21 protein-coding genes and 1 tRNA gene are annotated in these 25,385 nt (G+C 62.6%); 12 read left to right on the plus strand and 10 right to left on the minus strand.

Annotated elements, in window-relative coordinates:
- Nucleotides 1-178: 178 nt before the first annotated feature.
- Nucleotides 179-1,870 carry a DUF3300 domain-containing protein gene (locus JQ628_RS05605; RefSeq protein WP_212220493.1) on the plus strand — a complete coding sequence of 564 codons (1,692 nt, stop codon included), beginning with the start codon at nucleotides 179-181 and terminating at the stop codon, nucleotides 1,868-1,870.
- 1 nt (nucleotide 1,871) lies between these two features.
- The gene (locus JQ628_RS05610) at nucleotides 1,872-2,798 is read left to right on the plus strand and encodes a DUF2950 domain-containing protein (protein WP_212220496.1); all 927 of its coding nucleotides are present in this window, start codon (nucleotides 1,872-1,874) and stop codon (nucleotides 2,796-2,798) included.
- Nucleotides 2,799-2,845: 47 nt separating this feature from the next.
- Here JQ628_RS05610 and JQ628_RS05615 read toward each other — a convergent pair whose 3' ends face one another.
- Nucleotides 2,846-3,364: a GNAT family N-acetyltransferase gene (locus tag JQ628_RS05615; protein ID WP_212221129.1), complete on the minus strand. Its 519-nt coding sequence runs from the start codon at nucleotides 3,362-3,364 to the stop codon at nucleotides 2,846-2,848.
- A 115-nt stretch (nucleotides 3,365-3,479) separates the two neighbouring features.
- On the opposite strand from JQ628_RS05615, the gene JQ628_RS05620 reads away from it, so the two are divergent.
- Nucleotides 3,480-5,690: a DUF3141 domain-containing protein gene (locus tag JQ628_RS05620; RefSeq protein ID WP_212220499.1), complete on the plus strand. Its 2,211-nt coding sequence runs from the start codon at nucleotides 3,480-3,482 to the stop codon at nucleotides 5,688-5,690.
- On the opposite strand, the gene JQ628_RS05625 is transcribed toward JQ628_RS05620, so the two are convergent.
- From JQ628_RS05625 to pflB, 4 genes are read right to left on the minus strand one after another with little or no spacing between them, the layout of a single operon-like run.
- Nucleotides 5,685-6,557, minus strand: coding sequence for a formate/nitrite transporter family protein (locus tag JQ628_RS05625; protein ID WP_212220503.1), 873 nt, complete (start codon nucleotides 6,555-6,557; stop codon nucleotides 5,685-5,687). The genes JQ628_RS05620 and JQ628_RS05625 overlap by 6 nt on opposite strands.
- 23 nt (nucleotides 6,558-6,580) lie before the next feature.
- Complete coding sequence (locus tag JQ628_RS05630; RefSeq protein WP_212220505.1) at nucleotides 6,581-8,182, minus strand: aspartate:alanine exchanger family transporter; 1,602 nt, start codon at nucleotides 8,180-8,182, stop codon at nucleotides 6,581-6,583.
- Nucleotides 8,183-8,209: 27 nt separating this feature from the next.
- Complete coding sequence (gene pflA / locus JQ628_RS05635) at nucleotides 8,210-9,037, minus strand: pyruvate formate-lyase-activating protein (protein WP_212220508.1); 828 nt, start codon at nucleotides 9,035-9,037, stop codon at nucleotides 8,210-8,212.
- A 16-nt stretch (nucleotides 9,038-9,053) separates the two neighbouring features.
- Entirely contained in the window at nucleotides 9,054-11,324 is a 2,271-nt protein-coding gene (gene pflB, locus JQ628_RS05640) for a formate C-acetyltransferase (protein WP_212220511.1), read from the minus strand.
- Nucleotides 11,325-11,623: 299 nt separating this feature from the next.
- Between pflB and JQ628_RS05645 the strand changes: the two genes are divergently transcribed.
- The 3 genes from JQ628_RS05645 to fabI are packed head-to-tail and all read left to right on the plus strand — an operon-like array spanning nucleotide 11,624 to nucleotide 14,600.
- Complete coding sequence (locus JQ628_RS05645) at nucleotides 11,624-12,592, plus strand: phosphate acetyltransferase (protein ID WP_212220514.1); 969 nt, start codon at nucleotides 11,624-11,626, stop codon at nucleotides 12,590-12,592.
- 5 nt (nucleotides 12,593-12,597) lie between these two features.
- Nucleotides 12,598-13,812, plus strand: coding sequence for an acetate/propionate family kinase (locus JQ628_RS05650; protein ID WP_212220517.1), 1,215 nt, complete (start codon nucleotides 12,598-12,600; stop codon nucleotides 13,810-13,812).
- The gene (gene fabI, locus JQ628_RS05655; RefSeq protein WP_212220520.1) at nucleotides 13,809-14,600 is read left to right on the plus strand and encodes an enoyl-ACP reductase FabI; all 792 of its coding nucleotides are present in this window, start codon (nucleotides 13,809-13,811) and stop codon (nucleotides 14,598-14,600) included. The genes JQ628_RS05650 and fabI overlap by 4 nt, the downstream gene beginning before the upstream one ends.
- Nucleotides 14,601-14,730: 130 nt before the next feature.
- Here the strand turns inward: fabI and JQ628_RS05660 are convergent, their stop codons facing one another.
- The 4 genes from JQ628_RS05660 to JQ628_RS34685 all read right to left on the minus strand — a co-directional run bounded on the left by JQ628_RS05660 (nucleotide 14,731) and on the right by JQ628_RS34685 (nucleotide 16,886).
- Nucleotides 14,731-15,381: a 3-oxoacid CoA-transferase subunit B gene (locus JQ628_RS05660; protein WP_212220523.1), complete on the minus strand. Its 651-nt coding sequence runs from the start codon at nucleotides 15,379-15,381 to the stop codon at nucleotides 14,731-14,733.
- A gap of 5 nt (nucleotides 15,382-15,386) precedes the next feature.
- Nucleotides 15,387-16,034 (minus strand): CoA transferase subunit A, encoded by a 648-nt coding sequence (locus JQ628_RS05665; protein ID WP_212220526.1) that lies wholly within the window; start codon nucleotides 16,032-16,034, stop codon nucleotides 15,387-15,389.
- A gap of 541 nt (nucleotides 16,035-16,575) precedes the next feature.
- Nucleotides 16,576-16,665: transfer RNA gene (locus JQ628_RS05670), tRNA-Ser, on the minus strand.
- A 98-nt stretch (nucleotides 16,666-16,763) separates the two neighbouring features.
- Nucleotides 16,764-16,886, minus strand: coding sequence for a hypothetical protein (locus JQ628_RS34685; RefSeq protein ID WP_283815767.1), 123 nt, complete (start codon nucleotides 16,884-16,886; stop codon nucleotides 16,764-16,766).
- A 226-nt stretch (nucleotides 16,887-17,112) separates the two neighbouring features.
- Between JQ628_RS34685 and JQ628_RS05675 the strand changes: the two genes are divergently transcribed.
- Both JQ628_RS05675 and JQ628_RS05680 read left to right on the plus strand, forming a co-directional pair.
- Nucleotides 17,113-17,703: a hypothetical protein gene (locus JQ628_RS05675; RefSeq protein ID WP_212220529.1), complete on the plus strand. Its 591-nt coding sequence runs from the start codon at nucleotides 17,113-17,115 to the stop codon at nucleotides 17,701-17,703.
- Between the two features lie 667 nt (nucleotides 17,704-18,370).
- Nucleotides 18,371-19,294, plus strand: coding sequence for a septal ring lytic transglycosylase RlpA family protein (locus JQ628_RS05680; protein ID WP_212220532.1), 924 nt, complete (start codon nucleotides 18,371-18,373; stop codon nucleotides 19,292-19,294).
- A gap of 12 nt (nucleotides 19,295-19,306) precedes the next feature.
- Here the strand turns inward: JQ628_RS05680 and JQ628_RS05685 are convergent, their stop codons facing one another.
- On the minus strand, nucleotides 19,307-20,242 hold the full coding sequence (locus JQ628_RS05685; RefSeq protein WP_212220535.1) for an alpha/beta fold hydrolase: 936 nt from the start codon (nucleotides 20,240-20,242) through the stop codon (nucleotides 19,307-19,309).
- A 170-nt stretch (nucleotides 20,243-20,412) separates the two neighbouring features.
- Here JQ628_RS05685 and JQ628_RS05690 point away from each other — a divergent pair, with 170 nt between their 5' ends.
- Genes JQ628_RS05690 through metG form a run of 4 tightly spaced genes read left to right on the plus strand, consistent with a single transcriptional unit; the run spans nucleotide 20,413 to nucleotide 25,384 of the window.
- A complete protein-coding gene (locus JQ628_RS05690) occupies nucleotides 20,413-21,669 on the plus strand; it encodes a D-alanyl-D-alanine carboxypeptidase family protein (protein ID WP_212220538.1) in 1,257 nt (418 codons plus the stop codon).
- Between the two features lie 3 nt (nucleotides 21,670-21,672).
- Complete coding sequence (gene tmk, locus JQ628_RS05695) at nucleotides 21,673-22,362, plus strand: dTMP kinase (protein WP_212220541.1); 690 nt, start codon at nucleotides 21,673-21,675, stop codon at nucleotides 22,360-22,362.
- Nucleotides 22,359-23,408: a DNA polymerase III subunit delta' gene (locus JQ628_RS05700; RefSeq protein WP_212220544.1), complete on the plus strand. Its 1,050-nt coding sequence runs from the start codon at nucleotides 22,359-22,361 to the stop codon at nucleotides 23,406-23,408. The genes tmk and JQ628_RS05700 overlap by 4 nt, the downstream gene beginning before the upstream one ends.
- A 50-nt stretch (nucleotides 23,409-23,458) precedes the next feature.
- Nucleotides 23,459-25,384, plus strand: coding sequence for a methionine--tRNA ligase (gene metG, locus JQ628_RS05705; RefSeq protein ID WP_433996105.1), 1,926 nt, complete (start codon nucleotides 23,459-23,461; stop codon nucleotides 25,382-25,384).
- The last annotated feature ends 1 nt before the right edge of the window (nucleotide 25,385 follow it).

Here is a 25,385-nt window from a genome sequence, read left to right on the forward strand (position 1 = left end):
CCGTGGCCCGCGCATTGATTGCGTAGCAGTCTTTCACGGCCTTGACGGCCCATGCGATCGGAGCGCTGGATGCCTTGCACAAAATCCCGCTGCGCAGAGAACGACGCTTCATTGATCTGAATCAATGGACGCCGGGCCGGTCGCCGGAAGCTGCGCCAGGACAGGAATGGAGGCGACGATGTTCCGTTGCGGCACGATATTGCTTGCACTGGCGCTGCTGTTGGCGGCTCCGGTAGCCACACCGGCGCAAACACCAGCGCAGCCACCAGCCCAGCCTGAGCCGACCCAGGCGACGGCGCCGAGTCAGCCGCAGGCCGAGACGCTCAAGCCCGAGCAACTCGAGGCACTGGTCGCGCCGATCGCGCTGTATCCGGATGAATTGCTCGCCAACGTGCTGGCGGCCTCGACCTATCCGCTGGAAGTCGTGCAGGCCGACCGCTGGGTGAAGGGCAACAAGACCCTGAAGGGCGATGCGCTGAAGGCGGCGGTCGACAAGCAGGCCTGGGACGAAAGTGTCAGGGCCCTTGTTTCAACGCCTGACGTGCTTGCCATGATGAGCGACAAGGTCGACTGGACCAAGAATCTCGGCGATGCCGTGTTGGCGCAACAGCCTGACGTGATGGACGCGATCCAGCGGCTGCGCGAGAGGGCGCAAAAGAACAACAAGCTCGTCAGCAACAAGCAGCAGAAGGTCAGTGTTCAGAAGCAGGACAATCGGGATGTGATCGTGATCGAGCAGGCGCAGCCCGATACCATGTACGTTCCCTACTACGATCCCGCGACGGTTTACGGAACCTGGCCCTACGCAGAGTATCCGCCCTATTATTTCGGCTATCCGTCCTATATCGGCGCAGGCGTAATCGCAGCCGGTCTTGCCTTCGGCGCCGGTTGGGCGATCGGGCGCTGGGGCAACTATTGGGGCGGCGGCTGCAACTGGGGCAACCGCAACGTCTACGTCAACCACTTCAACAAGATCAACAACGTTGGAGGCGGCTGGCAGCACAACCCGGCGCACCGCGCGGGCGTCAAATATCCCAACCAGAATATCGCCAATCGCTTTGGCCAAAACACCGCGCGGGCGGGTGCCAGCGACCGCATGAACTATCGCGGCCGCGACGGTCAGCAGGTGCTGAAGCCCGGCGGCGATCGTCCGGGTGCGGGCGATCGAGCCGGTGATCGTGCAGGTGATCGCGCCGGCGATCGTGCGGGCGACAGGACCGGTGATCGCGGGGGCAATCGGGGTGACCGCGCCGCAGCCGGTGATCGTGCCAAAGGCGGCGGCGATCGCGCCAAGGGCGGCGGTGATCGCGCCAAGGGTGGTGGCGGCGGCAACCGCGCGGCTGCGGCCGATCGAGCCCGCGGACCTTCAGGTGGAGGCCGCGGCGGCGGACGCGACAGCGCCTTGGGCGGTATGTCGGGCGGCGGACGCGCTGCCAACGTCGCTTCCGCGCGCGGTCAGATGAGTCTTGGCGGACGAGGCGGTGGCGGCCATGCCTTCGCGGGCGGTGGCCGTGGTGGCGGCGGATTTGCCGCGGCCGGCGGTGGAGGTTTCCGCGGTGGAGGTGGTGGCGGTGGCGGTTTCCGGGGCGGCGGCGGTGGCCGACGTTCCGACATGGCGCTGAAGCACGACGTCGTGCTGCTCGGCCATCTCGACAATGGCCTCGGCTATTACCGCTTCAGCTATCTCGGCAGCCAAAAGGCTTACGTCGGCGTGATTGCCCAGGAAGTGCAGATGGTGAGGCCGGATGCGGTGACGCGTGGCGGCGACGGCTATCTGCGCGTCTATTACGACAAGCTCGGCTTGCAATTCCGCACCTACCATGACTGGCTTGCCGCGGGCGGGCATGTCCCCACGCGATCGAGGATTTGACATGACCGGGCATCGTTCGCTTTCCTCTGTTCAAATCGCCTGCGCCGGGTTCACGTTCGCCGGAATATTGGCCCTCGCCATTCCGAACGCCAGCGCGCAGCAGATATACAAGTCGCCCGACGAGGCGGCCAGCGCGCTCGCCACGGCGATCAAGTCCGGCGTGCGCAGGGAAATGCTGCGCGTGCTCGGCTCCGGCGGCGAGGACATCATTTCCTCGGGCGACGATGTCGCAGACAAGGAGTCGCGTGAGCGCTTCACGGCCGCTTACGACGCCAAGCACGCGGTCAAGCTCGAGGACGACAAGAAGGCCGTGATAATGCTCGGCAACGACGACTTCCCGTTCCCGATCCCGTTGACGAAGAACAACAGCGGATGGGAATTCGACACTGCGGCAGGCCGTCTCGAGATCCTCTACCGCCGCATCGGCCGCAACGAACTCGATGCGATTCAGACCTGCCTGGCCTTTGTCGATGCACAGAACGAATATGCCGAGAAGGATCGCGGGCAGGGGGTCGGCGCCTATGCGCAGCGTATCGTCAGCACCACAGGCAAAAGGGACGGCCTCTACTGGCCCGGCGACGACAGCCCGCTCGGCGAACTCGCGGCGCAGGCCTCCGGAGAAGGCTACAAGGTCGGCGAGGGGCCGATCCCCTATCATGGCTACTATTACCGCATTCTCACCCAGCAAGGCCCAAATGCGCCCGGCGGTACACTCAGCTATGTCGTCAAGGGCAAGATGATCGGCGGTTTCGCGCTGCTCGCCTATCCAGCCGAATACGGCAATTCCGGCGTCATGACTTTCCTCGTCAACCACAACGGCGTGGTCTATCAGAAGGACCTTGGCAACTCGACCAGGTCGCTCGTCAAGCGGATGAACTGGTTCGATCCCGATCAGACCTGGAAGAAGGCAGACGCCGCCAAGCCTTGAGACGGCAAGCGGTGATCGATGGCGCCGTCGGCGACGGTTGCGGCTCTTTACAGACTGAGCGTCAGATGAACGACTTGTGGATCACGTCCCCGGCGTGCCTGAAAGCCGAACTTGCTGAAGACCTTCCGCATGGCGGCGTTTTCGGGCAGCACTTCGGCGATCAGTTGCGTCAATCCTGCCTTGCGAGCGATGACGGCGAGGTGACGCATCAATAGCGTGCCAATGCCCTGTCCCTGGTAGTCGTCGATCACCACGAAGGCGATTTCGGCATTTCCTGGCTCCGTCACGATGTACCGCCCGCCACCGACTATCACCTTGCATCCGTCCTCATCGGCCAGCGCCACAAGAGCGACATGATTGATGAAATCAATATTCATGAAAAAGGCGATCTCCTTTTCCGAGAAACCGCGCTTTGCCACGAAGAAGCGTCGTTGCAGCGACTGCATGCCGGTGCGGCCGACAGCGGTTAGCATGTCGTCCTTGTCGTCGGGCTGTAGCGCGCGGATTTCGACATTGCGCCCGTCGCGCATGTGCTCGATAGCGGAGTAGTCGCCTGGCGCCGACATGAATGTTCCCTGTCCGTGGCTTATTGGGCCCGGTCCGGTCGTGCGAGATTGACCTAAGTCAAGGTCCGATGATGCCAACCGCCTTCAATCCCATCGCTGGTGGAAGGAGCGAGAGATGTCACTGGACAATTCGCAACTACCGGGCGGCCCCATGTCGGGGCTCGTCGCCAAGGCCGTGGAATATATGGTCGATGCCGGGCAGCGCAGCGTGCTGTTCCTGGATATCATGCGCCAGCGCGGCGACCAGTACCGCGAGCACGTCGCTCAGACAGCGCCACACGTCCTGAGCTATGCAGCGGAACTGATCATCGACGGCCGTAAGCTTGAACAGCCGGTCAACTACGCGCTGGTGCGCATCATTCCGCCCAAGGGCGTGGAGATCGACCTCAAGCGGCGGCCGTTCATCGTGGTCGATCCGCGCGCCGGTCATGGGCCTGGCATCGGCGGCTTCAAGGCCGATAGCGAGATCGGCGTCGCCATGAAGGCTGGCCATCCCTGTTATTTCGTCGGCTTCCTGCCCGAGCCCATGCCGGGCCAGACCATCGAGCGCATCGCTCGCGCCGAGGCGATCTTTATCGAGAAGGTGATCGAACGGCATCCCGAGGCCGACGGCAAGCCATGCGTGATCGGCAATTGCCAGGCGGGCTGGGCGGTCATGATCCTTGCCTCGCTCCGGCCGGAACTGTTCGGCCCGCTGATCATCGCCGGCGCACCGTTAGCCTATTGGGCGGGCGTGCGCGGCCAGTATCCGATGCGCTATTCGGGCGGCCTGCTCGGCGGCAGTTGGCTGACCGCGCTGTCCAGCGACCTCGGAGGCGGCAAGTTCGACGGCGCCTGGCTGGTGCAGAATTTCGAGAACCAGAACCCGTCGAACACGCTTTGGACCAAGCAATACAACGTCTATTCCAAGGTCGACACCGAGGCCGACCGCTATCTCGAGTTCGAGCGCTGGTGGGGCGGCCACGTCAATCTGAACGCGGAAGAAATCCAGTTCATCGTCGACGAGTTGTTCATCGGCAACAACCTTGCCGCCGGCCGCATCAAGATGTCGGACGGAAGCCCCGTTGATCTGCGCAACATTCGCTCGCCGATCGTCGTGTTCTGCTCCAAGGGCGACAACATCACGCCACCGCAGCAGGCGCTGCACTGGATTCTCGAGCTATATGCCGACGTCGACGAGATCAGGGCCTATGGCCAGACGATCGTCTACACCGTCCATGAAACGATCGGTCACCTCGGCATCTTCGTCTCGGGGGGAATCGCCAAGAAGGAACATGCCGAGTTCTCCAGCAACATCGACCTGATCGACGTGCTGCCGCCGGGGCTCTATGAGGCGACCTTCGAGGCGAGGGGGGCCGACACCACAAACGCCGAGCTCGCGGTCGGGCAATGGGTGATGCGCTGTGAAGCGCGCACGCTGGATGATATCCGCAATATGGGCGGCAATTCGCCCGAAGATGAACGGCGCTTCGAGACCGCCAAGCGCGTTTCGGAGATGAACATCGAGGCTTACCGCAAGTATGTGCAGCCTTGGGTCAAGTCCATGGTTACGCCGCAGATGGCCGAGATGATGCGCAACTGGCATCCACTTCGGCTTCAGTACGAGGCGTTCAGCAGCCAGAATCCCTTCATGCAGGTCGTAGGAAATGCGGCCGAAAAGGCGCGCGAACGACGCAAGCCCGTCGCCAACGACAATCCTTTCCTGGCATTCCAGGACAGGATATCGAAGCAGATCGTCAGTTCCCTCGATCAATGGCGAGATTCACAGGAAGCGCTCAGCGAAGCGATGTTCCTTGCCATCTACGGCTCGCCCGCATTGCAAGCCGCGGTTGGCGTCGATCCGAAGTCCATGCCGTCGGGTCCGCGCGAGATGGATCCGAAGCATCGCGAGCTGCTGGAGGCGCGTGTCACCGAGTTGAAGTCAAAGATCAGTTCCGGCGGATTGCGCGAAGCCGGCGTGCGTGCGCTGCTCTACGTCGGATCCGCCCGCGGCATGGTGGATGAGCGCAGCCTTGAAGCCTTACGGCGACTGCGCCAGACCGACGAGTCGAAACGAATAACCTTGGCCGAATTCAAGACGCTGGTTCGAGAGCAATTCTTCATGTTGTTGCTCGACCGCGAAGCGGCGCTCGCGGCGATACCGAAGCTGCTGCCGAAGAATGCGGAACAGCGCAGGAAGGTGTTTGCGGCCATTCAGGAAGTGCTGTCGGCCAGCGCCGAGATATCCGGTGAGGTGGCGAAACGGCTCAAGCAGGTCGCCGGCCTGTTCGGGCTGGATGCAGCAGACGGCTCGAATGTCAGATCGCTTGGGAGCAAGGCGTCATAGGCGCGCTTGCTCCTGCTTCTCGCGGGATACGCCGAACGTTACTCGATAGATCACCCAGTAGACGGCGCCGACAAAGCCGGCGCCGCCGACAATGTTGCCCAGCGTTACCGGCACGAGATTGTGCAATATGCCTGGTATGGTGATGAGGGAAGTATCGAAATTCGCCGGGGCATGCCCGGTCTGGACAAGTAGCCATGCCAACGGCAGGAAGTACATGTTAGCCACGCAGTGCTCGAACCCGGCTGCTATGAAGGCAGAGATCGGCAGCACGACTGCAACCATCTTGTCGGTGACCGATCGGCCTGCATAAGCAAGCCAGACGGCCGCGCACACGAGCACGTTGCACAGAATGCCCTTGAAGAACAGCGCGACGACATCGGGCCGGATCTTTCCGGCAGCCGTGTTCAGTACCGACAGGCCGATACGGCCATCATTCATGTCGAGGTGATGGGAAAAGAAGACCAGGAAAACCAGCCCAAGCGCTCCGGTGAAGTTGCCGAAGTAGACGATGGTCCAGTTGTGCAGCATCGTACCCGTGGAAACTTTGCCGCTGGCCCAAGCCATCACGATCAGGTTGTTGCCTGTAAACAGCTCGGCTCCTCCCACGAGAACGAGTGTCAATCCGAGGGTGAAAACGAGTCCGCCAACGACGCGTGCCGTGGCGAAGCTGAGCGTCGGATCGCTGGCAACGATCGTGTAATAGAGCGCGCCGAACCCGATGCCGCCACCTGCCACGACCGCCAGCATGAAAGAGGTAAGGAAGGGCAGATTGGCCTTCTTCACGCCAACCTTTTCGACAGCCTCCTTGATCTCGGCCGGGCTGTAGGCCTGCAGATTAAAAATGGGCGCGCGTCCGGAGTCAGCCATTGTGCATCCTCGATCGCCGGGCCTCAGCCACCGGCGCTACCTATCGCCAGAAGTCCGACGATCTGCACGGCGATGACCTTCACCAGCGTCATGGAAGGAAAGATCATCGCGTACCCGATATCGGGCCGCTCGGTAGGCGCCATTTTGGTCGAGTAGACGAGAATGGCGGGATTTCCGGTCGCTCCCGACGCCACTCCGACGAGATCGTCATAGGGAATTCGCATGAGATAGTGGCCGACCAGCAGAACGATCGCCACCGTGGTGAGCAGGACGGCAGCTCCGATGAACAGCATCGTGAAGCCGGATTCAGCGACCGTTCGGACAAAGGGTTGCCCGGCGTTGACGCCGACGGTTGCGAGAAACATCGCAAGGCCGAAATTTCGCAGCACGATGTTGGCCGGCAGCGGCATGGTCCAGAGCATGGGGCCCGTACGGCGCAGCTTGCCAAGGATGAGGGCGACGATCAGCGGTCCGCCGCCAATGCCAAGCGTGACCACGCCAACGCCCGGGATCGGGATCGGGATCAAGCCAAGGAGAACGCCCATCACCATGCCAAGCCCGAGGGAGACGTAGCTGAACTCGGCGGTCGCCTTCACCGTGTCGCCGAAATGCCTGCGAATTTCCTCCTTGCGATCCGGGCGTGTCAGAACGCCGACGCGGTCGCCAAACTCCAGCATCAAGTCGGGCGACGGCACAAGGTCGGCATCGTAGCGCCGTACATGGAGGAGGTGAGCGGGAAAACCTGATGGCATGGGGAGACTGGAGAGCGGAATTCCGACCACACTGGCCTTGCCGACAAACACGCGAATGTAGTCAAGATCAGCCCGGTCACTGGCCAGCCGCCCCGGTTCCAGTTTTCCGACTTTTGCTGCGGCGCTTGCAATCGCGTCCTGGCTTTCCGCAACAACGAGCACGGCATCGCCGGCGGACAACACAATGTCACCCAATGGCACGATATTCTGGTCCGCCTTGCGAACCATGGTGACCTGGGCACCGCTCAGAGCTTCCTTGCTGAGTTCATCCAGGGTACGGCCGGCAAAGCCGGCGCCGATGGAAATTTCGCCCATGTGAAAGCGTTGGGCCTTGGTTGGGAATTTCGGCTTCACCATGCGCGTCATGAAATAGATGCACAGGATCGGGCCGATGACGCCGAATGGATAAGCGATCGAGTAGCCGATCGACGGGTCTTTGCTTTTGGTGACATCCAGCGCCGCCTGAAGGGTGGCCGTGCTCGTCATCGATCCCGCGTAAATTCCGAGCGTATGCCCCATCTTTACGCCGAACATCTGCCCCAGCAGGAGCGCCACACCAAGACCCGCAAGGCACGCGATCAGGGCGAGGAGATTGTACTTCTGTCCGGCGCCGACCATGCCTTCAAAAAACTGCCGGCCGTACAGAATTCCGATACCGTAGAGGAACATGATCAGGCCGGTGAGACCGATCGGACCAATGATCTGGGCTTTCGGCGCGAACGCGCCGATGGCGAGGCCCACGAAGAGCACGGCGCCGACGCCGAGGGAGAAACCAAAGATATTGATCTGGCCTACCAGATAGCCGACGCCGATCGCGAGAAAGGCTGTAAGTATCGGCTGGCTGCCGATGATATCGCGCGCAACATCCAACATTTCACTCTCCGACTCAATTCAGGGCAGCTAGCGGGCATTGCAGCCAGCATCGCGAAATTGGCCGATAACCCTGTTCACCAACTCTCGCGTAGGGGGTGGTGTGTTTTCGTGCTTGTAGTCGAGGCCTATCGCTTTCCATTTGAAGGAACCCATCTGATGGAAGGGTTGCACCTCGACCCATTCGACGTTCTTCATGGGAGCGACAAACCGCGCGATGCCTTCGACGTTGGCCGGGTCGTCGGTGGCGCCGGGAACGAGTGTGAAACGGACCCAGACGGGTTTGCCGATCGACGCCAGACGCTCGGCAAAGCGTAGTGTTGGTGCGATGTCCCGGCCCGTCACCTTTCGGTAGGTGAGGGGATCGGAACTCTTGATATCGAGCAGTATGAGATCGACCACGTTGAGAAAGGAGTCGTCAGCCCGATCGCCAAGGAAGCCGGACGTCTCGATCGCCGTGTGCAAACCCATCGCCTTGGCGCCGGCAAAAATGCGCTTGGCGAAAGCGAGCTGCACCATCGCTTCGCCGCCCGAGATGGTCAGCCCGCCGCCGACGCTGCGCAGCGAGGGGGCAAAGTCGCCAAGACGTTTCAGCACCTGTTCTGCCGAAACGTAGGTGCCGTCCTTGAGGTGCCAGGTGTCCGGGTTGTGGCAATAGCTACAGCGCAAGAGGCAGCCTGACATGAACAGGACGACCCGCAGGCCGGGCCCGTCGTAACGCGACGACGACTCGTAGGAATGGCAGTATCCGAACGCACCTTCCTCGTCCTTGAACTTGTCCTCGTCGGGCGCATCAGGTGAGGCGCCCGTACGGAGGTCGTGGCGACTGCCCGATTCGAGCGGTTGCACCGTCGACATCGCCAATCCCCGAAATTCAGATCTGGCCGTGGAAGGTACGGCTGATCACATCCCTTTGCTGTTCCGGCGTCAGGCGGACGAAATTGACGGCGTATCCCGACACGCGGATGGTGAGCTGGGGATACTTGTCCGGATTCTTGATGGCATCCTCCAGCGTCTCTCGATCGATCACGTTGAGATTCATGTGGAAGCCGCCGCGGCCGAAATACATGTCGAACGCCTTGGTGGCCTCCTCGATGAGCTGGCCTTCCGACAGGTGCGCCTTCTGCGGTGCGATCGAGACGGTGTAGCTGATGCCGTCCTGCGCATCCTTGTAGGGCAGTTTTGCAACGGAGAGGCAGGACGCCAGCCAGCCGTGACTGTCGCGGCCGTGCATCGGGTTCGCACCCGGGCCGAACGGTTCTCCCTTCCTGCGGCCATCCGGCGTGTTGCCGGTCGCCTTGCCGTAGACGACGTTCGACGTGATGGTGAGAACGCTCTGCGTATGTGTTGCGTTGCGATAGGTCGGATGCTTGCGGATCTTCTCCATGAAGGAGGTGACGATCTCCGACGCGATCTGGTCGACCCTGTCGTCGTTGTTGCCGAACTGCGGGGTCGAGGCGTTGCCCTCGTTCTGGTAGTCGACGATCAGTCCGGTCGCGTCACGCGTAACACGCATCTTGCCGTACTTGATGGCGCTCAGGCTGTCGGCAACCACCGATAGTCCGGCGATCCCGAACGCCATGGTGCGCAGGATGTCGCGATCGTGCAGCGCCATTTCCAGGCGCTCGTAGAAGTACTTGTCGTGCATGTAATGGATGCAGTTCATGGCATGCACGTAGGTCTTCGCTAGCCACTCCATGGTGGTGTCGAACTTCGCCATCACGTCGTCGTAGTCGAGGAAGTCACCGGTAACCGGCATGGTTTTGGGCGCAACCTGTTCGCCCGAAACCTCGTCGCGGCCGCCATTGATGGCGTAGAGCAGGGCCTTTGCCAGGTTGACGCGGGCGCCGAAGAACTGCATCTGCTTGCCGAGCCGCATGGCCGACACGCAGCAGGCGATTGCGTAGTCATCGCCCCAGAACGGCCGCATCAGGTCGTCGTTCTCGTATTGCAGCGACGACGTGTCCTTGCTGACCTTGACGCAGTAGCGCTTAAAGGCCTGCGGCATATGGTTGGACCAGAGCACGGTTATGTTCGGCTCAGGTGCCGGCCCGAGATTATAGAGCGTATGCAGCATGCGGTAGCTGCTCCTGGTCACCAGCGCGCGTCCGTCGAGATCCATGCCGCCGACGCATTCGGTCGCCCAGTAGGGGTCGCCGCTGAACAACGCATCGTAGTCGGGCGTGCGAAGGAAGCGCACGATCCGCAGCTTCTGCACCAGTTGATCCCAGAGTTCCTGCGCGCCGAATTCATCGAGCGTCCCTTCCTTCAGGTCGCGTTCGATGAAGATGTCGAGGAAGCTCGATATGCGGCCAATCGACATGGCCGCGCCATTGGCTTCCTTGATCGCTCCAAGGTAGGCAAAGTAGGTCCACTGGAACGCTTCACGGGCGTTCATCGCGGGCTGGGTGATGTCGAAGCCATAGCGCTTTGCCATGGCCGCAAGATCCTGAAGAGCGCGTATCTGCTCGGCGAGTTCCTCGCGCTGGCGAATGATCTCGTCGCTCGGCCACATGTCGTCGATCTGTGCGCGTTCCTGGCGTTTGACCTCGAGCAGGCGGTCGGTGCCGTACAGCGCGCCCCGGCGGTAATCGCCGATGATGCGGCCTCGGCCATAGGCATCAGGCAGGCCGGTGATGATGCCGGACCGGCGGCAATTCATGATCTCGGGCGTATAGGCGTCGAAGACGCCATCATTGTGCGACTTGCGATACTTGGTGAAGGCTTCGTGGACCTGAGCGTCGGGCTCGAAGCCCGCAGCCTTGAGGCCCGCCTCCACCATGCGCAGGCCGCCGAATGGAAAGATTGCCCGCTTGAACGGCTGGTCGGTCTGAAGGCCGACGATGACCTCGTTGTCGCGGTCGATATAACCGGCCTCGTGCGCCAGCAGGGTCGACGGATTCTTCGCGTCAACGGCGAGCACGCCTTTCTTCCGTTCTTCTGCGAAATAGGGCTGAAGCTTTGCCCATACGGCCTTGGTGCGTTGCGAGGCCGGCGCCAGAAACTGCTCGTCTCCCGAATAAGGGGCAACGTTCCTTACGATGAAGTCTCGGACATTGATGGACGAGGTCCAGTCACCCGGCTGGAAGCTTCTCCAGCTATCCGCCGTACCGACGTCCTTCTTGAGCGCAGCGCTGCCCTTCATGAGAACCTCCCCGTGTCGAATTTTGCGTCGGCCTCGCCTGCGTCCGGTTGGCACAGGATCGCCGCGGAGCGAACCAGGTTATTCCTGTCAGGCTAAGGGTGACCGGAGCGGTCTCGAATTGATCTATGTCAAGCCAATCAGACGAATGTCAGCGCTTTCGTGCGGGTGCTGACGTCGGCGCGTCCTTCAAAGCCGCGTCCTGCGGCGCGCCGCGATGTTGACCTAGATCAAGGCTCGTCAGATTGGGTTGGGGTGCAAATTCGCCAGCGTTGGTCTCACAAAAATTTCCGGAGCGAATTATGAGCGCCATGCCAGCCGACACGAAGCCGCCCGGGTCAAAGTATGACCGTCTGATCGCTGCCGCGAAGGGAGTCCCGACTGTCTCCACCGTCGTCGCGCATCCCTGCGACGAGAGTTCGTTGCGTGGCGCGATCGAGTCGGCGCAGGCCGGGATCATCAAGGCGATCCTTGTTGGTCCGGCGTCCAGGATCAACGATGTCGCCGCCAAGCACGGCCTGAACATTTCAGATTGCGAGCTCATTGACACGCCGCCGACCGAGGCGGCCGCCGCGACGCGCGCGGTCCAGCTGATTCACGAAGGTAGGGGCGAAGCCCTGATGAAGGGCAGCCTGCACACCGACGAGATCATGCGCGCCGTCACGGCGAAGGAGGGCGGGCTGCGCACCAACCGGCGCATCAGCCACGTCTTCATCATGGACGTGCCGGCTTACGCCGAAACCGTGTTCGTCACCGACGCTGCCATCAACATTTTCCCTGATCTCGACGTCAAGCGCGACATCATTCAGAACGCCGTCGATCTGTTCAACCAGGCCGGCTTCGGCACGACACCGCGCGTCGCGATCCTCTCCGCAGTCGAGACCGTGACCTCCAAGATTCCGTCTACCATCGAGGCTGCCGCGCTGTGCAAGATGGCCGACCGCAAGCAGATTACGGGCGCCTTGCTCGACGGTCCGCTTGCTTTCGACAACGCCATCGACACGGAGGCGGCGCGGATCAAGGGCATCAAGTCGGAGGTTGCCGGCAAGGCGCAGATACTGGTCGTGCCGGATCTGGAGTCCGGCAACATGCTGGCCAAGAATCTCGCCTATTTCGCCAAGGCCGACGGCGCCGGTATCGTGCTCGGCGCACGCGTGCCGGTTGTCCTGACGTCGCGGGCCGACTCCGCGCGGTCGCGGATGGCTTCCGCTGCGGTTGCTGCGCTCATGGCCGATGCCCGCAGGCGCAAGGCGCCTGTCGCCGCCGCGTGACCGCCATGGATACGATCCTCGTCGTCAATGCCGGCTCCTCCAGCGTGAAATTCCAGGTCTTCGCGGTAGAAGGCGAGGGCCGGTTGCAGCGGCAGATCAAGGGCCAGATGGACGGCATCGGCAGCCGTCCGCGGCTGCGCGCAAGTGGTCCGAATGGCGATCCCATGGCCGACAGAGCCTATCCGATCGAAGCCGTTGCCGACGTGCCGGCTGCGATGGCGGTTGCGGGCGCGTGGCTTCGGGAGGAAAACAGCATCAATCCCATCGCCGTCGGCCATCGCGTCGTGCATGGCGGACCGGACTATTCCCGCCCGGTGCTGATTGATCATGGGGTCGTGAGCCGACTGGAGCGGTTCGTCTCGCTGGCGCCGCTGCATCAGCCGCATAATCTGGCGCCGATCAAAACGCTGCTCAATACCCGCCCGAACCTGCCGCAGGTTGCCTGCTTCGATACCGGCTTCCACCGCGATCACGATGCGCTGGCGGATTATTATGCGATTCCGCACCAGCTTCATACGGAAGGCGTCAGGCGTTACGGCTTCCACGGCCTGTCCTACGAGTACATTGCCCGGCGGTTGCCGGAGGTGGCGCCCGATATTGCGGCCGGACGGGTAATCGTTGCGCATCTCGGCAGCGGCGCCTCAATGAGTGCGATCAAGGATGGAAAGAGCGTCGAGAGCACGATGGGCTTTACCGCGCTCGATGGACTGGCGATGGGGACGCGGCCGGGTCAGATCGATCCGGGAGTCGTGCTCTACCTGATCTCAGAGAAGGGCATGTCGGCGACAAACGTGCAGAATTTCCTTTATCGCGAATGCGGCTTGAAAGGTCTGTCCGGCGTCAGCAACGACATGCGCGAACTCGAAACCAGCGAGGATCCGCGCGCAGCCTTCGCGATCGATTACTTTGTCTATCGAGTCGGTCTCAATGCGGGCATGCTGGCGGCCGCATTGCAGGGCCTTGACGCCTTCGTGTTCACGGCAGGGATCGGCGAGAATTCGGCAACCCTCCGCGCCCGCATCGCCCAGAAGCTGGCCTGGCTTGGTGTCGCGATCGATCCGGCCGAGAATGCGCGGCATGCCACGAGGATATCGCGGTCCGAAAGCCGCATTCCCGTTTATGTCGTACCCACCGACGAAGAGCGGATGATTGCCCAGCATACGCTGGCGCTGCTCATGAACCAGCAATCGCCCAGCCAGCATCGCGCGAGAGTGTCATGAACATTCCCGTTTTTCCTGAGACCAATGTCGCGCTGAAGGGCAAGAAGGGGCTCATCGTCGGCATTGCCAACGACCAATCCATCGCTTGGGGTTGCGCCAAGGCGTTTCGGGCGCTCGGTGCCGAGGTGGCCGTCACCTACTTGAACGAGAAGGCCAGGAAGCACGTCGAGCCGCTCGCCAAGGCGCTGGAATCGCCGATCTTCATGCCACTCGACGTCATGGTCGAAGGCGAAACCGAGAAGGTATTCGAGCATATCAAGAAAGAATGGGGGCAGCTCGACTTCCTGCTTCATTCGATCGCTTTCTCGCCGAAGGCGGCATTGCACGGCCGCGTCGTCGACGTCGATCGGGAAGGCTTCCAGAAGACCATGGACGTGTCCTGCTGGTCGTTCATGCGGATGGCGCATCTGGCCGAGCCGCTGATGAAGAATGGCGGCACCATTTTTACCATGACCTACTACGGTAGCCAGATGGTGGTGAAGAACTATAACGTCATGGGCGTTGCGAAAGCCGCTCTCGAGGCCGCGGTTCGCTACATCGCGGCAGAGCTCGGGCCGAAGGGCATTCGTGTCCACGCCATCTCTCCCGGGCCGCTGGCCACGCGCGCCGCGTCGGGAATCCCCGAATTCGACGAATTGATGGACAAGGCGCAATCGCAGGCGCCGACGCGAAGCCTGGTCAGCATCGATGATGTCGGTAATGCCACCGCTTTTCTGGCACTCGATGGGGCCAAGCTGATCACGGGCGGCGTGCTCTATGTCGATGGCGGCTATCACATCATCGATTGAGACCACGAAACCTTTGCCTCAGCCGTAATGCAGCCCGATCACTTCGGCGACACAGACCGGGCGCTTGCCGCCGTCGATTTCGATCACCACGCGGTAGTGGCCCCTAAGGCGGGGTAGCGATCCGCGTTGATCAGAACTTCATTTCCGGCACCTTGTCGGGAATATCGAGTTCGGCCTCCGTGACGGCCAGCACCTCGGCGATCTTGAGACCGGGTGCCGTCTCCAGCAGCGTCGCCTTGCCGTCAGGGAAGGCGATGACCGCCATCTCGGTGACGACAAGATCGATCACCCGTGCCGATGTCAGGGGCAAATTGCACCTGGCGACGATCTTGGATTTGCCCTTGGCAGCGTGCTGCATGGCCACGATGACGCGCTTGGCGCCGCTTACCAGGTCCATGGCGCCGCCCATGCCCGGGACCAGCTTGCCGGGGATCATCCAGTTCGCGAGCCGACCTCCGGCATCGACCTGTAGCCCGCCGAGAACGGTGATGTCGACATGACCGCCGCGGATCAGTCCAAACGACATGGCGCTGTCGAAAGTGGCTGCCCCGGGCAGGGCGCTGATTGGCCTTCCGCCGGCATCCGTCAGAAACGGATGTGCCATGCCTTGCTCGGGAATGGGACCAGTGCCGATCAGTCCGTTTTCGGACTGGAAAAAGACATTCAGCCCTTTCGGAACGTAATTGGCAACCAGCGTCGGGATGCCGATGCCGAGGTTGACCAGATTGCCGGGACGAAGCTCCTGCGCCACGCGGCGGGCAATGATGGTTTGTGCGTCCATGGGGGTCACCCGTTCGCGACGATATAATCGACCAAGGGGCCAGGCGTGACGACATGGTCGGGTGCGATGACGCCGACCGGAACGATATGTTCGGCAGTCACGATCACCGTGTTGGCCGCCATCGCCATGACAGGATTGAAGTTGCGCGCGGTGAGGGCATAGGAAAGGTTGCCGGCATAGTCGGCGAGGAATGCGTGCACCAGCGCGAAATCTGCGCGCAGGGCGGTCTCGAGCAGGTAAGCCTTGCCGTCCACCTCGATCTTCTGCTTGCCGTCCTCGACCAGCGTCCCGACGCCGGTCGGAGTGAGCACGCCACCGAGGCCGCAGCCGCCAGCGCGGATGCGTTCGACGAATGTGCCCTGCGGGATGAGATCGACGCTGATCTGCTTGCCCAGCATCTGCTGCTGCGCCTTTGGGTTCAGACCGATATGGGTGCCGATCATGCGCGACACTTGCGCGCCTTCGAACAGCTTGCCGACGCCCTTGCCGGGCACCGCTGCATCGTTGCTGATCAGTGCAAGGCCGGATTTCTTTTGCCGGACCAGTTCGTCGAGCAGCCGCTCCGGCGAACCGACGCCCATGAAACCGCCGACCATGATGCTCGCACCATTGGGGATCATCGCAACGGCTTCTTCGGCGGAAACGGCCTTCATGGTCTGACTCCGGAAATCGATCGGAGATGGACATCCGCCGGAAAATGATGCCGTCAGGTCCAAGGGTGACCTTTGATCTGGGTCAAAGGTCTGGTCAGGCGCTTCCTGTTCCGCGCTTGATGCCGATCCCTGCGAGCGGCTCTTCCTACAATTTCCGCGCCTGCCGATGCCTGCTTCGGCCGCGCTATTGACGGCGTCGCGAAGCGGTTTGAGATCGTCGCTCTTGAGGAAGTGAATTTGCGCCTGGATCAGCCGACCGCTGTTCGAACTCGATCCGGCGCAGTGCGATCGCAATAAGGATCTTCTGCGGATATATCGACGGGCAGCAGCGCGGCCGGCCGAATGGGCACCATGGACGGCATGCCCGAGCGCGGCGATGTCGATCGTCATCGCCAGCACCTGGCCGGCAACTCCGCTAGCCCATGACGAGCTGGCCGCCGAGCGAGTGACCGAGATAGGTTGCCTGCTTGACCTTGAGCTGATCGACGACGAGGTCATACACGACCTCGCGCAGGTCCTGCATGGTCCGTCGAACAGCGGATGGCGGAAGGGGTGGGATTCGAACCCACGGTGCCCTTGCAGGCACGCCGGTTTTCAAGACCGGTGCCTTAAACCACTCGGCCACCCTTCCGTCCGCGCAACCTCAATCATTTAGCCGCGCAAAGATCAAGGACGGGCTGGGGCGGGTCGATCCCGGCTTCAGGAAGCAGATGCCATACCACCGGGCCGCTATTTACGGCTCGGCAGCTTGACCGGCACGTGAGGCGACGTGCTCACCGTGCGCGAACTGCCGTCGGGATGGGTGTTGCTCTTGAGCGTTTCCAACAAAAGAAAAAACTTTTCGGCAAGCATGGCGTTGCCTCCTCAAATAGGCTCTTATTGGTCGCGGACGCCGCGTCGCGGTTCGATCAACTCACCGAGAACGCGCGACACCGGAGCCGCACTCGGGTAGGGTGTTCGCATTGCAACACAAATAAAGTAAAAGCTCGCAGCCGAGGGTTGCGACCCCATTTTCAGACCTTTAACGTCGAATTAATGCTGGTAAGGCACTCGTTACGAGCATGCCGCGGAGTTCCCGGTGACCTATCGAACCGACAGTCCTTACGACCTTGAGGAAGAAGCCTACGAGGCGGACGACGACGAAGAGCCCCGGCGCGGGCTGCTTTCCTGGCTTCTGATCATCGCAATGCTGATGGGGACCGGCAGCGGATCGGCCCTGATCTGGCGCACGTTTGGTGGCGGCCCGGTTATGGCGTCAACCACGACCGCGGCGGCACCAGCCGAAAAAGCGCCCGGACAAGGCGACCTGGCGGCCCTGCGGCGGGAGGTCACGGGTTCTGTCCAATCGACGCAACAATTGCTCGCCGCCCAGCAGGCGGAGATCAAGCGGCTGTCCGAGCAGGTGGCGGCACTCTCGAACAAGCTGGAACTGTTGCAGCGGCCCGTCACATCTGCCCAAGCGGCGATTCCCGTCCCGGTGGTACCGGCACCCGCAGCGGCGCCGGCGCCAAAGGCCGTGACGCACGCACCGAAGAAAAAGCCTGACGCCCCGAAGCCGGTCGCCGCCAAACCGGCCGAGACCAAGCCGGCCGAAGCGAAGCCGGTCGAGGCCAAGCCGACCAACGGGCCGATTTCGACCGGCGGCGCACCATTACAATTGAGCCGCTGACGCCTGCCGCGCAAGCGTAGGGGCACGAACCCACGAATCGTCGTTTGGGAGTTTCGCGCGCGGCCGCGCGAGAAGCTGTCTCGTTTGGCCTTAGCTGAGGGCGAAGGCGAGCAGGCTCGAACAGAGCAGCACCATGCTCGCTGTCGTCAACGCAAGGAAACCACCGGAAACAAGGTCCTGATTGCGCATGGTCCACCTGTCACCATTGATGCTCGTCCGAATTGATTAAAGATTTCGGAATCAGCCTCTCAGAACGGGCGTGCCTCGTCTTGTTCAGAATTTCACGCTCTGGAACGAAATCCTTCGAAAGCATGGGCCAGAAAAATGCCTACGCTCACCAGGCCCATCACCGCGCTTACCGTCTCGATCATTTGCAATCTTCCTTCCCACCCCACGTGCGAGAGAACGACTGCGGCCTTGCACAGTCAAAAAGATTCAGGTGCAGGACTTCCAGATCGGAAATGACTGAGGATTCGACGCAACACCCTGTCCGGAAGAGGGACAGAACTTGCGAGAAATGCCCGTAAATCCACGGAAAACTGTTGCAACCATTCGTTCACCACCGGAACGCTCTCCCCATTTCCGCCGTGTTCGGGTTGCGATATCGTCACGGTTCGATGTGGAGGTGGGCCGCGTCGCACGGCTGGCAGAAATGGTATTGGGGCGGATGGGGATTCGGCGGTCAGATCAGGTGATCCGGGCGGCACGCGGCGTTGCTGCCGCAACAGTGTGCCTTGTGCTGGCCAATTGCGCCTCGTCGGACAAGTTCGCCAGCCGCGTCGATCCGAAATACGGCGTGTCCTCGAGCCCGCGGGTGGTGGCGTTCGGCGATCCCGTGCCGAAGGGCGGCGGAACCTACCGCGTCGGCAAGCCGTACACCGTGGCGGGCCGGGTCTATGTTCCCGAAGAGGATCCGAACTATCGCGCCGAGGGCCTGGCGTCCTGGTACGGCGATGACTTTCACGGCCGGCTGACCGCCAATGGCGAGGTCTTCGACATGACCTCGCTCACCGCAGCCCATCCGACCCTGCCGATCCCGTCCTATGCCCGTGTGACCAATATGCGGAACGGGAAGTCGCTGATCGTCCGCGTCAACGACCGTGGCCCTTACCACGGCAACCGCCTCATCGACGTCTCGAACAAGGCGGCCGAACTGCTTGAGTTCAAGCACAATGGCGTCGCCAAGGTGCGGGTCGAATATGTCGGCCGGGCTCCGCTGGAGGGCTCCGACGACCGCCAGTTGCTGGCGACCCTGCGCACCGGCGTGCCGGCGCCGACCCCGTCCATGGTCCGGGTAGCCTCCGCGCGCTCCTTCGTTCCGGACTTGCCTTCATCGGGCCGGCCGATCCGGGGCGAGGTTCCGATGCCGGAGGGGCGGCCCTACAACCTCGGCAATACGTCCGCCGACTACGCCTCGATCAACGCGACGTCGGAAATGTCGGCCTCAAGCCGTACGCGAGGCCGAACGATCGAGAATCCCCGCGCCGTGTCCTATGAGACCGACGAGCGGTTTGCCTCTCAGCCGGCAGCCTACGCTCCGATCGATCCGCGTGGGCCGAAGGACTTGCTGGCGGGGCGGGGGCTCTACTGAGCCATTCCAGACTCACTTCAGAAAATCGATCAGCGCGGCGTTGACCTCTTCAGGCCGCTCCTGCTGGATCCAGTGACCGGCGCCTTCCAGGATGATCTTCGCCTTCAGGTTCGGCAGCACGCGCTCGAGCTCGTTGACGCGCCTGGCGCCGATCAGTCCGGTGATGACGGAATCCTTTGAGCCGGCAATGAACAGCGATGGCTGATGGATCTGCGCGCCCTGCCATGGCGCCGTCAGCTCCCAGTTGCGGTCGAGGTTACGATACCAGTTCAGTCCGCCATGAAAGCCGGACTTCCGGTAGGCATCAGTGAAATGCCCGATGTCGGCTTCGCTGAGCCAATCCGGCAGCAGGCGATCCGGATCGAGATTGCCGAGAAAGCTTTTGCCATCGCGAATGTGGAGATGGCTCGTCTCCGAAATGCCGCGCCCGAGCACGGTTCGCATGGTCAGATCGATATCGCGCTCGAACTCGGCTTCAGCAACGCCCGGCTCCTGGAAATACTGCCAATAGAAATCGGTGACGCCGGCTTCGCGCAGCAGATCGAGCGGCCGGCCGCGGCCGCGGAAGGGCGGGGGAACGCTGAGGCCCGCCACACGCGTGAACATGTCCGGCCGGAACATCGCGCAATGCCAGGCGACCGGCGCGCCCCAATCATGGCCGATCACCACGGCCTGCTTCTCGCCGAGCGCGGTGACGAGCGCAACGATGTCCCCGACATTGTCAAAAATGCTGTAGGCATTCACGTCGGCGGGCGCGCTGGTCTGGCCGAAGCCGCGCATGTCGGGCGCGGCGACATGGAAGCCGGCGGCAGCCAGCGCCGGGATTTGATGCCGCCAGGAATAGGACAGTTCCGGCCAGCCGTGGCAGAGCACGACGAGGGGGCCTTCGCCCTGTTCGCGCACAAACATCTCGATCCCGTTGAGCGGAATCGTTCGTGAGGATGCCATCGCCATTTCCTGTCCTGTCGGGAGTTGTCGTCGCGGGCCGGGGAGCGATCACGATATTCGGGCTCCACCACGCTCGCAATCGTGACGGGTTCGGCTATCGTGCCCGGCAAAAGCCGTGTTGTTCGCATCCCCTGCAACTGGTAGAACGCCGCTCCGCAAGGACTTGAGCAATGGCCGCCAAACCTTCGTTTTTACACAGATTCCGGTCGATCCAGCCCCTCTGGCGGGGAGCTGCGACCGCGGCGTTCGTCCTGGCGGTCGTCTCTGCCGGCGCCGTTTACGCCGCCAATAACAGCGTGCAGGGGGCCAAGAAAGACGACAACGCCTTTGACGGTGACGCGCCGACCGCGATCCTGATCGAGGCGACCAGCGGCAGCGTGCTGTTCGAGAAGAACGCCGATGAACTTCGCGCGCCGTCCAGCATGATGAAGCTGATGACGGCGGAAGTGGTGTTCAACGCCATCAAGAAGGGCGACGTCAAGCTCACTGACGAGTACCGCATCAGCGAGAATGCCTGGCGGCGCGGCGGCGCGCCTTCGGGCGGCTCGACCATGTTTGCCGCCATCAACAGCAAGGTGTCGGTCGACGATCTCCTGCACGGCGCGATCATTCAGAGCGGAAACGATTCCTGCATCGCGCTGGCCGAGGGCATGGCCGGCAATGAGCGCATGTTCGCAACCGACTTCATGACCAAGCGGGCGCGCGAACTCGGCCTGACCAAATCGACCTTCGGCAATTCCAACGGGCTGCCCGATCCCATGAACAAGATGACGGTGCGGGAGCTCGCAAAGCTCGCGCGCCATATCATCCTGACCTATCCCGACATGTACAAGTTGTTCGGCGAGCGCGAATTCACCTGGAACAAGATCCGCCAGCAGAACCGCAATCCGCTGCTCAACTCGCTCAACGGCGCCGACGGGCTGAAAACCGGCTTCACCAAGGAAGGCGGCTACGGCATGGTCGGCTCGGCCGTGCAGAACGACATCCGGCTGATCGTGGTGATCAACGGCCTCGAGGATCCCGACGACCGCGCCCAGGAAGCCAAGAAGATGCTGGAATGGGGCTTTCGCAATTTCGAGGCCAGAACGCTTTTCGCAGCCAACCAGTTCGTCGGCTATGCAAAAGTGTTCGGCGGCGAAAGCCGCTCGGTAAAGCTCGCCAGCCGCGAGCCGATCAAGGTGATGATGCCGAAAAACGGCAGCGAAAGGTTGATCGCGCGGGTGGTCTATAACGGGCCGGTGCGCGCGCCGATCACGGAGGGCCAACCGGTCGGTATCGTGCGCGTCTGGCGCGGCGCCAATGTCGCCGTGGAAGCGCCGGTCTACGCCGCCGAACCGATCGGCACGGGCTCGACGGTGCGCCGCGCCATCGATGGCGCGAGCGAACTCGTCATCGGCATGTTCCGCGCCGGCGCCGAGAAGCTCTGAACCATGGGGGAGGCAGCAGCGGTCAAACGGCCCTCCGGGCGCGGCAAGTTCATCTCGTTCGAAGGCGGCGAGGGGTCGGGAAAATCGACCCAGATCAAGCTGCTGGCGCAGCGCCTTGAAGCGGCAAAGCTGCGCGCCATCGTCACGCGCGAACCTGGCGGCTCGCCGGGCGCGGAGATCATCCGCCATCTGGTGCTGTCAGGAATGGGCAAGCTGCTTGGGCCGGAGGCCGAAACGTTGCTGTTTGCCGCCGCGCGCGACGACCACGTGCATACCGTGATCGAGCCGGCGCTGACGCAAGGCACCTGGGTGCTGTGCGATCGCTTCTCGGATTCGACGCGGGCCTATCAGGGCAGGTTGGGGAACGTGCCGGCCGGTGTGCTGAACGCGATGCAGCGGGTGACCATCGGCGACCTGAAGCCGGACCTGACCATCATTCTCGACGTTCCCGTCGAGGTCGGCCTCAAACGCGCCGCCGCCCGCCGCGGTGATGGCGCGCCTGACCGGTTCGAGGCCGAAGACATCAGGTTTCACCAGGAGCTGCGCGAGGCTTTTCGCCAGATCGCCGCCGAAGACCCCAACCGCTGCGTGCTGATTGACGCCACGCAAAGCAAGGACGCCGTCGCCGCCCAGGTGTGGACGGCGCTGCGCGACCATCTGTTCGCGATAGCGACCTCAGCCGGCACCGCATGAGCCCGCGAAAATCATCCGAAGAGGAGAGTGCGGTCCGCCACCCACGCGAGACCCCCGACCTGTTCGGGCATCGCGAGGCGGAGAAAGCGCTACTCGATGCCTATCGCAGCGGGCGGATTCCGCATGCCTGGCTGATCGGCGGGCCGCAGGGCATCGGCAAGGCAACGCTGGCCTACCGCATGGCCCGGTTCGTGCTGGCGCACCGCAATCCGCATGCGCCGGATGTTGAGCGCGCCACTTCGCTCGAGATCGCCCCGTCGGATCCGGTCGCGCGCCAGATCGCGGCCGAAGCCCATGGCGGGCTCTTGGTGCTGGAGCGCGGCCTCAACGATCGCGGCGTGCTCCGCACAGTGATCACGGTCGACGAGACCCGCGAGACGATTTCGTTCTTCGGCTCGACCGCGGCGGTGGAGGGCTGGCGGGTCTGCATCGTCGATACCGTCGACGAGCTCAATCCGAACGCGGCCAATGCGCTGCTGAAAATCCTCGAGGAGCCGCCGCAGCAATCGCTGTTCCTGCTGGTGAGCCACGCGCCTTCGCGGGTACTGCCCACCATCTTGTCACGCTGCCGCAAATTGCCGTTGCGGCCGCTGGCGAGCGAGGACGTCATTCGCGCAGCGGCGGGCGCCAGCGATCGTCCGGCCGGCGATCCGGCGCTCGTTGAAGCTGCCGCAGCTTCGGAAGGCAGCGTGGCGCGCGCGCTGACCCTGCTCGGCGGTGACGCGCTGAAGCTTCAGCAGCGTACCGCGGCACTGCTTGCGACGCTGCCCAGAGTCGATCCGCGCGAACTGCATGCGCTCGGCGATTCCCTTGGGATCAGCGACCGCGTGGCGCTGGCCGCCTTCATGGACGGCGTCGAACGCTGGGTCTCGGAGCGCCTGCATGCGGACGAGGCCAACGCCAATGCGAACCTGCCCCGCCTTGCACGGCTGGCGGAGGTATGGGAAAAGATCGCCCGCGCCGCGCGCGACACCGCAGAATATAATCTGGAACGAAAGCCGCTGGTTTTCTCGGTGTTTTCGCAGCTCGCGGAAGCAACGCGCTAGCGGCGCATACCGAAAAATCATCTGCGTTCGAACCGACAAAGGAATTTGTGGTGGCCAAGAAATCTTCGAAAAAGAAAAAGACGAAGAAGACAGCGGCCGCCGCTTCGAAGAAGCGCGTGAAAAAGGCGGGCGCGAAAAAGACCGCGAAGAAGGCCCGGAAAGTAGCCGCGAAGAAATCCAAAAAGACGGCCAGGAAGGCGCCGAAGAAGGTCGCGAAAAAGGCCGCCAAAAAATCAGCCAAGAAATCAGCCGCGAAACCGGCAAAGAAGGCCAAGAGCGCGCCCCCGAAAGCGGCTGCGCGCCCGAAAGCCAAGACCGCTGCCCAGGACGCACCCAAGCCAGCCGCGCCAAAGCCAGTTGCACCCAAACCGGCCGCACCGAAGAAGGCCCCGCCGGCCGCAGCGCCTGTGCCGGCGACATCGCGCGGCAACATCTATTACATCACCACCGCCATCGCCTATCCGAACGGCCAGCCGCATATCGGCCACGCCTATGAGGCGATCGCGACCGATGCGCTGGCGCGCTTTCAGCGGCTCGACGGCAAGGACGTGTTTTTCCTGACCGGCACCGACGAGCACGGCCAGAAGATGATCCAGACGGCTGCCGCCGAAGGCATGACCCCGGCTGAACTGGCCGCCCGCAACGCCGGCCGCTTTCGGGAGATGGACGAGGCACTCAACGTCTCCTTCGACCGCTTCATCCGCACCACGGAGCCTGCTCACCACAAGTCGGTGCAGGCGATCTGGAACCGGATGCAGCAGAACGGCGACATCTACATCGACGTCTATTCCGGCTGGTATTCGGTGCGCGACGAAGCGTACTATTTCGAGGAGGAAACCTCCGTCGGCGAGGACGATGTGCGCCGCGGCCCGCAGGGCACGCCGGTGGAGTGGGTCGAGGAGAAGAGCTACTTTTTCCGGCTCTCCGCCTATCAGGACAAGCTGCTTGCGCTCTACGAAAGCCAGCCGGATTTCATCGGGCCAGACTCGCGCCGCAACGAGGTCATCAGCTTCGTGAAGGGCGGGCTAAAGGATCTTTCGATCTCGCGCACCACCTTCGACTGGGGCGTGAAGGTACCGAACGACCCCGAGCACGTGATGTATGTCTGGGTCGATGCCCTGACCAACTACGTCACGGGCGTCGGATTTCCCGACGAGACCGATGCGAACTGGCGCTACTGGCCGGCGGATGTGCACATCATCGGCAAGGACATCATCCGCTTCCACGCGGTGTACTGGCCGGCGTTCCTGATGTCAGCCGGCGTGCCCTTGCAGAAGCGCGTCTATGCCCACGGCTTCCTGTTCAGCCGGGGCGAGAAGATGTCGAAGTCGGTCGGCAACGTCGTCGACCCCTTCAATCTCGCCAAGCAATATGGCGTCGATCAGGTGCGCTATTTCTTCCTGCGCGAGGTGCCGTTCGGGCAGGACGGCAACTACAACCACGAGGCCATCGTCGCGCGCATCAATGCCGACCTCGCCAACGATCTCGGCAATCTGGCGCAGCGCTCGCTGTCGATGATCGCAAAGCAGCTCGGCGGCGTGCTGCCGGAGCCGGGCGAGTTTTCGGACAACGACAAGGCCATTCTGGCGCAGGCCGATGCCATGATCGAGGCCTCACGCACCGCGATGGCGACGCAGCAGATCCACCAATGGCTCAACACGGTGTGGGCCGTCGTCGCCGAAGCCAACCGCTATTTCGCGGGCGAGGCGCCATGGGCGCTGGCGAAGACCGATCCTGGCAGGCAGAAGACGGTGCTCTATGTCACCGCCGAAGTCGTGCGCCAGATCGCGATCCTGGCGCAGCCGGTGATGCCGGAATCGATGAGCAAACTGCTCGACAGCCTCGGCATTCCCCAGGGCGAGCGCCAGTTCGCGGCACTGGGCACGCGCATAGCAGCCGGTACGGCCTTGCCGCTACCGGTCGGTGTGTTCCCGCGCTATGTCGAACCAAAAGAGCCAGAAAACGGCCAAGTGTGAT

Source organism: Bradyrhizobium lablabi (genome assembly GCF_018129385.1).
GTDB lineage: Bacteria > Pseudomonadota > Alphaproteobacteria > Rhizobiales > Xanthobacteraceae > Bradyrhizobium > Bradyrhizobium lablabi_C.